Source organism: Chamaesiphon sp. OTE_20_metabat_361 (assembly GCF_031364565.1).
In genome coordinates this window covers 1-12,248 of the sequence record NZ_JANLWO010000660.1, presented here as the reverse complement: position 1 = coordinate 12,248, position 12,248 = coordinate 1, and the positions used below count along the sequence as shown (strand labels likewise).

The window sequence follows — 12,248 nt, the reverse complement described above, 5'->3', positions numbered from 1 at the left end:
GGGGTGTTGGGGAGTTGGGGTGTTGGGGTGTTGGGGAGTTGGGGAGTTGGGGAGTTGGGGAGTTAACGAACGAATAATTATGTTCTAAATTAGCAACCTCTTACCTTTTACCTTTTACCTCTTACCCTTTACCCTCTACCCTGAAAATCCGACTTCCCGCCAGTCTTGCTAATCAAGCGAATATTTTCGATTTGCATCGATTTTTCGAGGGCTTTAGCCATATCGTATAGGGTTAGTGCAGCGATCGAGACTGCGGTGAGTGCTTCCATTTCTACGCCAGTTTCGGCTTTAATCGTGACAGTCGATCGAATTTGAAATCCTGGCAACTCGCGATCGGGTGTTAGCTCGACACTCACTTGACTCAAGGGGAGCGGGTGACACAAGGGAATCAGATTGGCGGTTTGCTTCGCCGCCATGATGCCTGCAATCTTGGAAATGCTCACAACATCACCTTTGGGAGCGTTACCCGCCAGAATCGCTTCTAGGGTGCCCAGAGACATGCGGACTTGTCCCCCGGCGACGGCTGTGCGCTTGGTGATAGCTTTGTCGGCGACATCTACCATCATGGCTTCACCGCGATCGTTCAAATGCGTGAGTGGAGAATCCAAGGGCGATCGGACATCTTCAGAAAAGTTTTGCATGATTGGGATAACGTGTGCTATGATTGTTCTCTGGCGGGGGCGAGTAGTTTAGTGGATAGAGCGTCCGGCTACGAACCGGAAGGTCGGGGGTTCGAATCCCTCCTTGCCCACTACTGTAAACTAAATAAGAAGGCACGATCGTTCAATCGTGCCTTCTTATTTTTTGAAGCGACCTGGGCGTATTACTCAGCTTTGGGATAGTCAGTACGATCGGGCGTTGATGAATCGGTGGGAAATGATGGTAAGTTTTTTCGCAGGAGATCGCCGACTGCGCGGGACTTGCGGACATCTTTGAGATCGAAATTTGAATGCCACATGGCTCGATCGACAACGCCGCTGTCGATATTTCCGACAAATTTTTTCACAAACAGCGTCCTAAAAAATTTGGTGGCACGCCAAGCTTCAAAGTAGAAGTAAGCAATTACTACCACATAGACGAGTGCGATAACTTGGACGGTCGTCACATACTGATAGTTTCTAATGCCAGCAAAAATATTGTCAAGTACTGATGACAGTGTGGCAAATAGTCCGCCCAGACAAGTCAAGAGTAGTGCCACCGTCATATTGTGGAGCTTGATGACTAGAGAAATCTCATAGCCATGATGGAGACTATCGATCTTACCTTCGATCGTCGGCGATAAGAATGCTGGCAAGTGAAAATGTTTGTATCCAATGATACGATTGGCTAAAAATTTAAAACCTTGAATTTGCCCGAAATAACGCTGCTTAGTTGGCGGAGAGTTGGTATTTTGCTGCGCTGAAAAGATCGGGTCGTAAATCGCACTTTCTAATCGATCTGCAATCTGCGCAAAGTTAAGCGTGGTGATAATCACACACCGATCGAAGGGAATTCTAATCATTTGAATCTATATCGCCTAAAAATGTGATGCAATTGGAGCATTAGGAGTGATTGATAAGGTAGATGATGTGTAGCATAATTATCTGCTAGTCTATCGCCAGAGCATCAACAAATGCTACATTTCACACTTTAATTGAGCAAAAATACTGAAATCGTTGGCGTAGCCGCTCCTGTGGAGCATCGAGTCAAATTTTCGGTTGAATCGATCGATTCTGGGATAATTTCGATCGACACCTCTATCTTTTACTAGTGGCGTGGGTACTCTAAGCGATGAGTGAGTAAGCGAGAGATCGGTAAATCGAGCATGAATGTAAATATGAAGCAGGGAGTAGTGGGGAAAACTCCGCCTACTACAGATCCACCAGGATCGGCAGCGCAGCTTGCCACTAACCCAAATACCAATCCCCAATTATTGAGTCAAATTGCCACAGCACCAGATTGGGAACTGCGGCGACTAGTGGCTGGCAATCCGAACACTCCGACAGACACCCTCTGGCAATTGGGTGTTAATTTTCCCGAAGTGTTGCTCGATAACCCAGTTTTCAAGCTCCTCCAGTTAGAACAACTAAATTTAGTTGCCGACATCCCGCACTCGACACTAACCAGTTTGCTGCAATGCGAAGGCGTTCCGACTAACTTCCTGGAGTATGCCGTGGAGCGGCAGGATTATAGTCTCTGGCTGGCAGTAGCTTACAATCCGCATACTCCTAGCCTGCTACTCGAAAACCTCGCCCGCAAATCTCGCGCTCAAGATCGAGAATTGATTCGCGCTGTGGCGGCACATCCTCAGACACCAGCGCATTTACTCGCTCAAATTGTCGATATTGGTAGTAATGTCGCGCAGATCGTTGCTGAAAATGTCCAGACACCAATCGTGGTATTGGAACAGATTTTGCATAAATACGGACGAGTTGACGATCCCATGTTCGTCACATTAGTTGCCCTACATCCGCACATTACTGCCCGATTGGCGCTCCAGATGCACTTAGCACCCACTGAATCGGCAGCTCAATCGCTGTGGCTGGCAAAACAACCGTCTACAGCAACCGCACAACTAGCGGAACTCGCCGCAACAGACTGGCAGGTATTACGACTGGCTGTAGTCAGACATCTCAATACATCAGCCGAGGTAATCGAGCGGATGTGGCAGCAAATATCGGCGGTACATCGTCAAGGGAGCCAACTAGACAGGTTGATTTATGACTCCTTTGCTAGTAATGCTCGCACCTCAACACAGATCCGCGAACAGTTGCGCAAATTATTGAAATGGTGAAGGTTTCAATAATTAATTATTACTTCTCCTCTGTCCTTTGTAGCGTCTGCGATTCACCAAGGACAGAGGATTGAATCTATCGATAATTTTGTTGGATTTTCCAGCGGTGCGGGTTCCCCGCACCGACATCAATGAGGAGGCTTCATACCTGTTTTTCTCGGTGACACAGCAATTATAGACATCCATCCCGCACACCTTACTACCTGCGCTCCCATGAATCCCGAAGATTTAAAGACCTATCTCGATCGCATTATCACCAACAATTTAAAGATTAGCACGATGATCTGGGGTGCGCCGGGAATTGGTAAGTCGAGTATCATCGCCCAAATCGCTGTCAATCATCAGCTCGAATTTATCGATATTCGGTTGAGTCAGTTGGCACCAACCGATTTGCGCGGGCTACCTGTTGCCGAAAATGGTGTTTCTAAATGGTTTCCACCCGAGTTTTTACCCCAGCAAGGACGCGGTATTTTGTTTCTCGATGAGATTAATATGGCTCCACCAGCGATGCAGGGGATGGCACAGCAATTGATTTTGGATCGCCGAGTGGGTTCTTATCTGGTGCCTGATGGATGGTTTGTGTGGGCTGCTGGCAACCGCAAAGAGGATCGAGCGGGAGTGTTTGATATGCCCGCACCACTGGCAAATCGGTTCTTGCACTTGCAAGTCGAACCGGACTTTGAAAGCTTTAAGGCTTATGCACTCGGGCACAGCGTTCACGAGCAGATTATTGCTTTCTTATCTTTTCGCCCGAGTTTGTTGCACAAGATCGATCCGCATCAGCCTGCTTGGTGTTCGCCGCGATCGTGGATGATGGCTAGTAACCTCCACTATAGTGGCTTGGACTTGGCACCTGCGATCGGACTGGCAGCTAATGCCGAATTTCAAGCCTTCCTGCTGACATATCAAATGTTGCCAGATTTAGCATCCATTTTGGCAGGGAAGGGGAGGCACATTTCCTTTCCGACGGAACCGTCGGCGCGTTATGCCACGACAATTGGGTTAACTATTCAGGCGACTGCGGATGTCGATCGAGCCTATCATGCTTTTTGTTGGCTGACTCAGGTGGCAACTGCTGAGTGGGTACAGTTATATGTGTCGGATTTGCTGGGTTTGATGCGTTCGTGCGGTCAATTGGGCAATCTAGTCACTCTACTCGATCGCGAGCCTGCGATTCAGAAATTTTTACAAGATTACCGACAGTTGATTGCTGCTTAAGAGGGTGTCTGAAAAGTCTAATTGCTTCGTTTTCAGTGGGTAAATCCACCTAAATCCCCCTAAATCCCCCTTGGAAAGGGGGACTTTTAAAGCCCCCTTGGAAAGGGGGTTGGGGGATTCAGATCTAGAAACGGAGCAACAGCCGACTTGTGTTGAGTGTTTGTAACTAAGCGCAAACATAACGCTTGATTTAGAAACCGTTGCGACCCCAAACGACCATCGAAATCGACCAACTAAACAGGACTAATAGTGAGACCCAGCCTAAAGTAAGGATATCCATGATTTTATGTAGAAGTATATTTTTATGCTCTATTCTATGATAATCCTTTGCTGGCATAGTTACAAACAACCGACTCGATCGCGCGTCAAGACAAATTTAGGCGATGTAGCGGTGTCCACCCGTCCGATTACTTGGGCACTGTTTGATGACAAGCCCTTAAATGCCCGAAATTTGTTGACATTTGGTTAATAACTCCTGGCTCAATTTCATAAAAGCTTTAGAACCAGCCGATGTCGGGTTTTCAATTACGACGGGTTGAAAACTATCGATCGCTTTCGCCACGTTTACATCCATGGGAATGCGGGTTTGAAATATTTTACTATCGTCAAAATCTTGGGTAACTCGTTCCATCACCCGATCGTAATATCGGGCAAATAACGAACTGCCAGATAAGATAAACACAATCCCCAATAGACTACTTTCTAAGCAATTTTTGTCGCCTTCATGAGTTTCCCTTAGCTTAGCAATTCGGCGCTCTAGTAATTGCATCCCGACCAGCGATAATGGCTCGGGACGAGCTGGCATGATATAAAAATGGCTAGCCATAATCCCGCTTCTAGTCAAAAGATTGTAACCAGGGGCACAGTCTAAAATAATATAATCATAGTCATCGATGACTGAAGCGAGAATATCTTTGATCAAAGAACCTTCAAAGCCATTCCAAACATCGATAAAATCTGTATTGGGATTTTCGATGGTTTCTTGATGCAGTTTTTCTGACACTAGAAATTCATCATAAATATCGATGTCTCCAGCTAATAAATCCAACCCTTTGACCCAGCAGACATCAGGAGTAATTAGATCTTTAGTCTCAAATTTATAACGAGTATTTGGTTTGAGAACTTTGGCGATCGAATAAGCGATCGTCTTTTTTTCACGGCGAATTTTGGAAAAGTCTTGAGGTGTCACCAGGCTCAGCGTCGCACTAATCTGAGTGTCTAGATCTATAACTAGCACCCGCTTGCCGTGCGTTTTGGCAAGACAAGCAGCGAGATTGACGGTGAGGGTAGTTTTACCGACACCTCCTTTCATATTGACAGTGGCGATAACTAGTCCCATGATTTATTTAAAATTCGATAGCTGACTTGAGTGTGAGGTGCAGACAGTATCCGTAAGTACCGCTACATATGATAGTTGGTTTCGATCGCCTGACGATCGACTTGGGCTACTGTCGTTGATATAATTTTACACCGAGCTACATTTTTTGCTTCTGTTTAATGCGCTGCAATTTTTGATGACGAATCAATTCATCAAACTTAGCTATTATTTCTTCTACTTGCAGATCGACTTATTCAAAACTTAGTCGAGCTTGCCGTAGGTTGTCAAGAAGTCGGCGATCTGCGGATGGATCTGGCATCATTGGTTGTTTGTTCACGATCGATTAAACTCCTGAATAGTTTCTTGGTTACTACGTTTTAAAGCTGGAATTTTTTGTTGAGTACTTTCAATTATTTGACATCCACTAAACTACAGGTTTGAGGAGACTTAACCAATAAGCCGTATTCGATGCCTTGAGCGACAGCTTGATAAGAAGCTTCAAGGATATTATCAGATACGCCGATCGTCGTCCACCGATGTAGCCCATTACTCGACTCTACTAATACGCGCGTCACGGCGGAAGTCCCCGCCCCACCGTCGATAATCCGCACCTTATAGTCGGTTAAATAACACTTAGTTAGTTCTGGATAAAATTTACTCAATGCTTTGCGTAAGGCAGCATCTAGAGCCGATACGGGGCCATTTCCTTCGGCAACTTCGAGGATATTTTGACCATCGACGGCTATTTTGATGGTTGCGAGGGAATGGTGGTTCTGAGTTGCGATCGAGCAATGTACCTGAAAACCTTGAATCGTAAACAGCGTGGAGGTTTGACCGAGTATTTCGCGCATCAACAATTCAAAACTTGCCTCGGCTCCTTCAAATTGATAGCCTTGATATTCCAGTTCTTTGAGTCTGGCTAAAATTTGGCGAGTGCGCGGATCTTCCTTGGTGAGTGTCAAGCCCATTTCGCTGGCTTTGATGAGGACATTACTCAATCCCGACTGTTCGGAAATCGCAATGCGACGGGCGTTCCCGACGTGGGTAGGATCGATATGTTCGTAAGTGAGGGGATTGCGTTCGACGGCGGAGACGTGGATGCCACCTTTATGGCTGAAGGCGCACTTGCCGACAAATGCGGCATAATCATTGGGCGCGACATTAACAACTTCGCTGACAAATCTACTTACCTGCGTCAATCGGGTGAGATTGGCATCAGTCAAGCAGGAATAGCCGAGCTTGAGTTGCAGATTGGGAATTATCGAGCAGAGATTGGCATTGCCGCAGCGTTCGCCATAACCATTAATCGTCCCCTGCACCATTGTGATGCCACTGGTGACAGCCGCGATCGCATTGGCTACCGCTAGCTCGCAGTCATTGTGCGGATGAATGCCAAATAGGAGCTGCTTGTCAGGATCGACGATCTCTATTACTTCACCGACAATTTTAGTCAGCTCGTGGGGCATCGTCCCGCCATTAGTATCGCAAAATACCAGCCAATCCGCACCAGCCGCGATCGCAGTTTGCAGTGTTTGGACGGCATATGCTGGGTTTGCCTTGTAGCCATCGAACCAATGCTCGGCATCATAAATTACTCGCCTACCCTGAGAAATTAGGTACTCGATCGAGTCCCGAATCATCGCCAGATTCTCAGCTAAATCGGTCTTTAAGCCCTCAACAACATGTAAATCCCAAGATTTACCAAAAATCGTCACCCACTTGGTTCCAGCAGCTAAAATCGCCGCCAACATTTTATCTTCTGCCGCCAATCCACCAGGGCGACGCGTCGAGCAAAATGCCACAACTTCCGCCTGTGTCAACGGCTCTAGCTGCAAGCGTCGAAAAAACTCGCCATCTTTAGGATTGGCACCCGGCCAACCGCCTTCTATCCACGGTACGCCCAACTTATCTAATTGTCTGGCAATTTTGAGCTTATCCTCCACCGACAGAGTTAATCCTTCGCGTTGTGCGCCATCCCGGAGCGTCGTATCGTAGATGTGGATTTGCTGCATATAGATGGGAGAGGGGAGATGGGAGTTGGGAGATGAGGAGTGAATGCTATGGTAAATTGCGCGAAAATAGAATCAGCTTTAAATTTATTCGTTAATGTAGCACTTCGCCCAAAGATGCAGCAAAAGTTTAAGACTCTCTCTAGCCAAAACCCTCCCCGCTGTCTCGATCTCTAAACCCTCTAACCTCTATTCCCTATTCCCTATCCCCTATCCCCTATCCCCTACCCAATGCCTCAAGTCACCGCCCAAGGAAAAAACTTTACCTGTGAAACTGGAGCTAACCTCCGCCAGGTATTACTCGCCAACGGGGTAGATCTCTACAATGGTAATGCCAAGTTTGTGAATTGCATGGGGATTGGCACCTGTGGCACCTGTGCCGTTGAAATTGAGGGCGAGGTATCTGCCCCAAATTGGAAAGATACCGCCAGACGCGCCTTCCCGCCGCACACTTCAACTCGCAATCTGCGGCTGGCTTGTCAAACTCAAGTTTTAGGCGATATTACCGTGCATAAATTTACAGCTTTTTGGGGACAAGGACTCGATCGAGCGTGGTAAAAATCGTGCCTTTAAAACATATAGATCGCCTGAAACTTATGCGGTGGGCACTGCCCACCCTACAATTTGGAAGCTTATTTGCTTGTTATTCCCTAAAAACTAAAGCCTAAAACCTAAAACCTAATGATGACTTTCCACATTGCCCCACTCATCAGAATCACCTTGAGCCTGCTGTACATCTCGCTGATGATTCCCCTCCCTTTCCTCGCGACATTCACCCATGCCGAGGTACCAGCATGGCTGCTATGGGTGGGGATTGGATTGGGATTTGTGGCACTACAGGGGGCCTTGAGTCAGCGGGTAGTCGTAGACGATCGATCTATTCAAGTCAATTATCCGAGCTGGGTACCGAGGTTTTTTACCAAAAGCTGGGATTTGGCTTGGAGCGATGTTAAAGATTTAAAAATGCGGACGACGGGGCAGGGTGGATTAGTTTATTATTTTATTAATGCCAATGGTGAAGGTTTTTTGCTGCCGATGCGGGTGGCAGGTTTCAATCGATTGGTACAATTAATTCAAAAATATACGGACATCGATACCACAGATGTTTATCCACTCTCCCAACCTTGGATGTATTTTGCCTTATTAGTATTGACTGGATTCTTATTATTAACCGATACTTGGACGATTTGGACAGCAATGTCAATATAATTTACAATTAATAATTATCATGGTTGACTCATTTGCTCAACATTATCATCAGCGGACAAAATACGATCCAGAGACGATTGCAGCCAAGAGTCATAGCCTAGACTGGAGCCAACAACCGTCATCATACAAGGAATATAAGATCGGCACAGTTTACGATCTCAAACCATATTTACAATCGACCAAACAAGATGATGACAGCTATTGGTGGCAGAGATTGTCGATGTTTCTGTTATGTAGTTATGGGCTGACAGCACGGATTCAGACAATGGGCGAGCCGATGTATCTGCGAGCGGCACCATCGGCGGGCGGGCTGTACCCAGCCGAGATTTATTTAGTATCAAAAGGTAATGGCTTATTACCAGCCGGATTATACAATTACCAAGTTAAGGATCATACTCTCGTTCATTTTTGGTCGAATGATGTTTGGCAAAATATCCAAGTTGCTTGTTTCAATCATCCCGCATTGATGCTGGCGGATTTAGCTCTGATTACGACTGCGGTCTTTTATCGCTCGGCATGGCGCTATCAAGATCGAGCATATCGGCGAATTTTTCTCGATACCGGACACTTGCTCGGAAATATCGAATTATCTGGCTCGATGAATAAGTTTCGACCCTATTTTATCGGCGGTTTTATCGATCGGCAGATCGATGAATTACTATATCTTAATTCGGAAACAGAAGGTGCGGTAACAGTCATTCCCTGTATCGATCTAACTGTGCATCCCGATCCAGCGATCGCGGCTTTTCCGTCAGGATTACCCTCCAGAATTAACTTAGAATATCCAGAAGTCGCTGATGGAGAATTATTACAATATTGCCATCAAATGACTGAAATTACTAAATTCAGTCAGCTACCTGCGAACCCAGCAGAGATTAATACCACTCAATTAGATGATAAATATAACTTTCCTTTTTGTCTGAAAATCTCAACAGTTGGGTCGCCAATTCAATGGCAAAAAAGTTCTACTATTAATGAACCTCAGCCAATTCCCTTATCTGGATTAGAAGATACGATCCTCAAACGTCGATCGACTCGTGCCTATTCAGGTGCAGAATTAACGCTTGACGAACTCAAATCGATCCTAGATTTTACTTATCATCCCGCACATTATAGCGACCAAAATTTAGACTCTAATCCTACTTATTTCGACCTAGATTTAATCGAGACTTTTGTAGCAGTGTCGGGGGTAGCTGGATTAGAAGAAGGGTGCTATTACTACGCGCCCAAAGCGCAAGAGCTGCGACAGATTCGGTTTAACAACTTCCGGCAAGAATTGCACTATCTCTGCTTGGGGCAAGAATTAGGACGCGATGCTGGCGCGGTAATTTTTCATGCCGCCAACCTCAAAACAGCAGTCCAAAAATATGGCGATCGCGTGTATCGTTATTTACATCTAGATGCCGGACATCTGGGACAAAGAATCAATCTAGCCGCAATTCGTCTCGATGTCGGCGTTAGTGGGATTGCGGGATTCTTTGACGATCGCGTCAATGAAGTTCTAGGCATTCCTGAAGATGAAGCTGTGTTGTATATTACCACTTTGGGTCGTCCAGCGTAAAATTTGTGGCAACACCCCATTTTTTCAATTGCTCGATCGTTTTGGTGGTGTAGGCTGCTGTGGCTGTGATAAGGGCGCAGGAGTAGGGTGAAATTTAATAGTTAGGGTACTTTTGCTTCGGGCGGATGGTGCCAAGAGGGAATCGATCGCTTTTATCGCCTCCATTGCATTAGGATAGCGATCGAGATGTCTGGCTGCGATCGTTTTAGCGAGGATATTGGCCGTGAGATCGAAGATTGGGCTAAGATCGGATCGATCGACTGTTATTAACGTCTATTGGGATCGGAGCTAACATTTATGCCAGCTAAAGTAACTAAAATTTGGATCTCAGTCTTGGGAGCGATTTGGGCAATGGGACTACTGGTACCCCTATCACCCGCGCTTGCAAATGCCACTACTGGCTCGACCAAAGTTAAGTCAGCGACGATAGATCTGACTGGCACGATTAAAAAATTGGCAGTAGAAGGTACCTGTTATCAACTTGCTGCCGATAACGGTCAAAAGTATGAATTGGTGGGCAAGTTTCCCAAAATTGATGGGACTAGAGTCCGGATTAGCGGCATCCCTAAGTCGGATATGGTAACTATTTGCCAAGTCGGACAACCTTTGCAGGTCAAAACTGTAAAAGTGATTAAGTAGGTCTGTGAAGTCTATTATTTTTGGTGCGTTACCCTACGGGATAACACACCCTACGGTCTTCTTCTAACAGAATAAAAAGCGATCTCGTCAGGAAAATCACCATCCACTATCCACTAATTTACTCAGGTTTCACAGCAATAACCCCATAGGCAGTAGGCGAAAGATACTGGCGGGCGGCGAGTTGGATGGTTTTGGCGTCTAGTGCTTGGATCTGCTGGGGATAATTCAGTGCAGGAGTAAGATCGCCGACTACAGACTGATAATAACCGTAAAGATCCGCGCGATCGCTGGGAGTTTCGGTGCCAAAGATATAGCGATTGGCGACTTGACGGCGGATGCGGGCGATTTCAGTTTCAGTAACTAGCGTATTTTGGAGCTGGGCGATATGTTGGGTAATAATTCGCTCGACTTGGGGGATATTTTCGCTCGGTAACTGGGCACTGAGGTAAAATAAGCCCTGAACCCGGTTGCTCATATTGCTGACGCTGATGCTATTTACTAGTTGACGTTCTTCCCGTAGTTCCTTTACCAATCGCGAAGTGCGTCCCGAGCTGAGGATCGCTGCTAAGATATCGAGCGGGTAAGTTTCGGATAAATTTAGCAAGCCAGGAACGCGCCAGACCATAATTAATCTGGCTTGCTGGAGACTGGGATCGATATGCTGTCTGCGAACGATCCGCCCAAAGGGTGGCTCGGGGGTGGGATGAGACTTTTTGCCGACAAATTCCGCAGCAGCAATCGTGCCAGTTTGTGAGGCAAAACCATCAGCGACGATATCGATTAATTCTTCGACGGGCAAATTGCCCACGGCGACAGCAGTCATTGCCGCTGGTTGATAATGGGTGGCATGAAAATACCGCATCTGTTGCGCTGTAACGCCTTCGATTACCGATTCTGGGCCTAATACCGAGCGTCGATATGGTAGCTTAGCAAATGCGACTTCGATCGCGTGTTGATAGATGCGGCGCGAGGAACTATCATGCGATCTGCGAATTTCTTCAAGCACGACCATTTTTTCGCGATCGAAATCATCCTCGGGAATGCGCGGATTGGTGACGACATCGATTTGGAGTGGCGCTAGGGCGGCAAAATCTTTCGGTGCGGTGGTGATGTAGTAGTGTGTGTAGTCTTGACTCGTCGCCGCATTTGTGACCGCACCGCGTTCTTCAATTGCCCGCTCAAATTCGCCCGCCGCCAGTCTGGATGTACCTTTGAACACCATATGTTCGAGGAAATGAGCCATCCCATTAATCGCATCGGTTTCTTGAAAGGAACCGACATTGAGATAAATATTCAGGTTGACTGCCTCGACAGGCATCTGTTCGGCAATAATAGTCAATCCGCTGGGCAATGTGCGCACGGTCGGACGATCGATTTGATTGGTCACGGCAATTTTGTTCCTGCTAAATAAGTCTACTACTGCTTGTGCTGGCGATTCTGGTTGGCATCGATCGGACTTGCTGCTTAGTAGTAGCCAACTACAGTACCAGTATAGTAGACCCACAGGCACAGATCGCTCTT

General features: G+C 46.6%; 12 protein-coding genes and 1 tRNA gene. 7 read left to right on the top strand and 6 right to left on the bottom strand.

Annotation, left to right across the window (positions count from 1 at the left end):
• Window positions 1-128: 128 nt before the first annotated feature.
• Window positions 129-641, bottom strand: coding sequence for a cyclic pyranopterin monophosphate synthase MoaC (gene moaC / locus RMO35_RS18970; protein WP_309743134.1), 513 nt, complete (start codon window positions 639-641; stop codon window positions 129-131).
• A gap of 37 nt (window positions 642-678) precedes the next feature.
• Here moaC and RMO35_RS18965 point away from each other — a divergent pair.
• Window positions 679-751: transfer RNA gene (locus RMO35_RS18965), tRNA-Arg, on the top strand.
• Window positions 752-823: 72 nt separating this feature from the next.
• Here the strand turns inward: RMO35_RS18965 and RMO35_RS18960 are convergent.
• Complete coding sequence (locus RMO35_RS18960) at window positions 824-1,501, bottom strand: hypothetical protein (protein ID WP_309743132.1); 678 nt, start codon at window positions 1,499-1,501, stop codon at window positions 824-826.
• A 273-nt stretch (window positions 1,502-1,774) separates the two neighbouring features.
• Here RMO35_RS18960 and RMO35_RS18955 point away from each other — a divergent pair, with 273 nt between their 5' ends.
• Window positions 1,775-2,773 (top strand): hypothetical protein, encoded by a 999-nt coding sequence (locus tag RMO35_RS18955; protein WP_309743130.1) that lies wholly within the window; start codon window positions 1,775-1,777, stop codon window positions 2,771-2,773.
• A 213-nt stretch (window positions 2,774-2,986) separates the two neighbouring features.
• Window positions 2,987-3,991, top strand: a complete 1,005-nt coding sequence (locus RMO35_RS18950) for a MoxR family ATPase (protein WP_309743128.1) — start codon at window positions 2,987-2,989, stop codon at window positions 3,989-3,991.
• Window positions 3,992-4,181: 190 nt separating this feature from the next.
• On the opposite strand, the gene petN is transcribed toward RMO35_RS18950, so the two are convergent.
• The 3 genes from petN to cimA all read right to left on the bottom strand — a co-directional run bounded on the left by petN (window position 4,182) and on the right by cimA (window position 7,321).
• Entirely contained in the window at window positions 4,182-4,271 is a 90-nt protein-coding gene (gene petN, locus RMO35_RS18945; RefSeq protein ID WP_309743126.1) for a cytochrome b6-f complex subunit PetN, read from the bottom strand.
• Window positions 4,272-4,427: 156 nt separating this feature from the next.
• The gene (locus RMO35_RS18940; RefSeq protein ID WP_309743124.1) at window positions 4,428-5,330 is read right to left on the bottom strand and encodes a ParA family protein; all 903 of its coding nucleotides are present in this window, start codon (window positions 5,328-5,330) and stop codon (window positions 4,428-4,430) included.
• 389 nt (window positions 5,331-5,719) lie between these two features.
• Entirely contained in the window at window positions 5,720-7,321 is a 1,602-nt protein-coding gene (gene cimA, locus RMO35_RS18935) for a citramalate synthase (protein WP_309743122.1), read from the bottom strand.
• A gap of 228 nt (window positions 7,322-7,549) precedes the next feature.
• On the opposite strand from cimA, the gene RMO35_RS18930 reads away from it, so the two are divergent.
• From RMO35_RS18930 to RMO35_RS18915, 4 genes are all read left to right on the top strand, one after another.
• Window positions 7,550-7,876: a 2Fe-2S iron-sulfur cluster-binding protein gene (locus tag RMO35_RS18930; protein WP_309743120.1), complete on the top strand. Its 327-nt coding sequence runs from the start codon at window positions 7,550-7,552 to the stop codon at window positions 7,874-7,876.
• Between the two features lie 123 nt (window positions 7,877-7,999).
• A complete protein-coding gene (locus RMO35_RS18925; RefSeq protein ID WP_309743118.1) occupies window positions 8,000-8,527 on the top strand; it encodes a hypothetical protein in 528 nt (175 codons plus the stop codon).
• A 19-nt stretch (window positions 8,528-8,546) separates the two neighbouring features.
• Entirely contained in the window at window positions 8,547-10,088 is a 1,542-nt protein-coding gene (locus tag RMO35_RS18920) for a SagB/ThcOx family dehydrogenase (RefSeq protein WP_309743116.1), read from the top strand.
• A gap of 297 nt (window positions 10,089-10,385) precedes the next feature.
• Window positions 10,386-10,727, top strand: a complete 342-nt coding sequence (locus RMO35_RS18915; protein ID WP_309743114.1) for a hypothetical protein — start codon at window positions 10,386-10,388, stop codon at window positions 10,725-10,727.
• A gap of 118 nt (window positions 10,728-10,845) precedes the next feature.
• Here RMO35_RS18915 and RMO35_RS18910 read toward each other — a convergent pair whose 3' ends face one another.
• Window positions 10,846-12,120 (bottom strand): M16 family metallopeptidase, encoded by a 1,275-nt coding sequence (locus RMO35_RS18910; RefSeq protein WP_396135698.1) that lies wholly within the window; start codon window positions 12,118-12,120, stop codon window positions 10,846-10,848.
• Between the last annotated feature and the right edge of the window lie 128 nt (window positions 12,121-12,248).

Bases quoted from the DNA above. Each gene is read 5' to 3' on its own strand.
- cimA (WP_309743122.1), bottom strand. From the start codon at position 7,321: ATGCAGCAAATCCACATCTACGATACGACGCTCCGGGATGGCGCACAA.
- petN (WP_309743126.1), bottom strand. From the start codon at position 4,271: ATGGATATCCTTACTTTAGGCTGGGTCTCACTATTAGTCCTGTTTAGT.
- RMO35_RS18960 (WP_309743132.1), bottom strand. From the start codon at position 1,501: ATGATTAGAATTCCCTTCGATCGGTGTGTGATTATCACCACGCTTAAC.
- RMO35_RS18930 (WP_309743120.1), top strand. From the start codon at position 7,550: ATGCCTCAAGTCACCGCCCAAGGAAAAAACTTTACCTGTGAAACTGGA.
- RMO35_RS18925 (WP_309743118.1), top strand. From the start codon at position 8,000: ATGATGACTTTCCACATTGCCCCACTCATCAGAATCACCTTGAGCCTG.
- RMO35_RS18915 (WP_309743114.1), top strand. From the start codon at position 10,386: ATGCCAGCTAAAGTAACTAAAATTTGGATCTCAGTCTTGGGAGCGATT.
- RMO35_RS18920 (WP_309743116.1), top strand. From the start codon at position 8,547: ATGGTTGACTCATTTGCTCAACATTATCATCAGCGGACAAAATACGAT.
- moaC (WP_309743134.1), bottom strand. From the start codon at position 641: ATGCAAAACTTTTCTGAAGATGTCCGATCGCCCTTGGATTCTCCACTC.
- RMO35_RS18940 (WP_309743124.1), bottom strand. From the start codon at position 5,330: ATGGGACTAGTTATCGCCACTGTCAATATGAAAGGAGGTGTCGGTAAA.
- RMO35_RS18950 (WP_309743128.1), top strand. From the start codon at position 2,987: ATGAATCCCGAAGATTTAAAGACCTATCTCGATCGCATTATCACCAAC.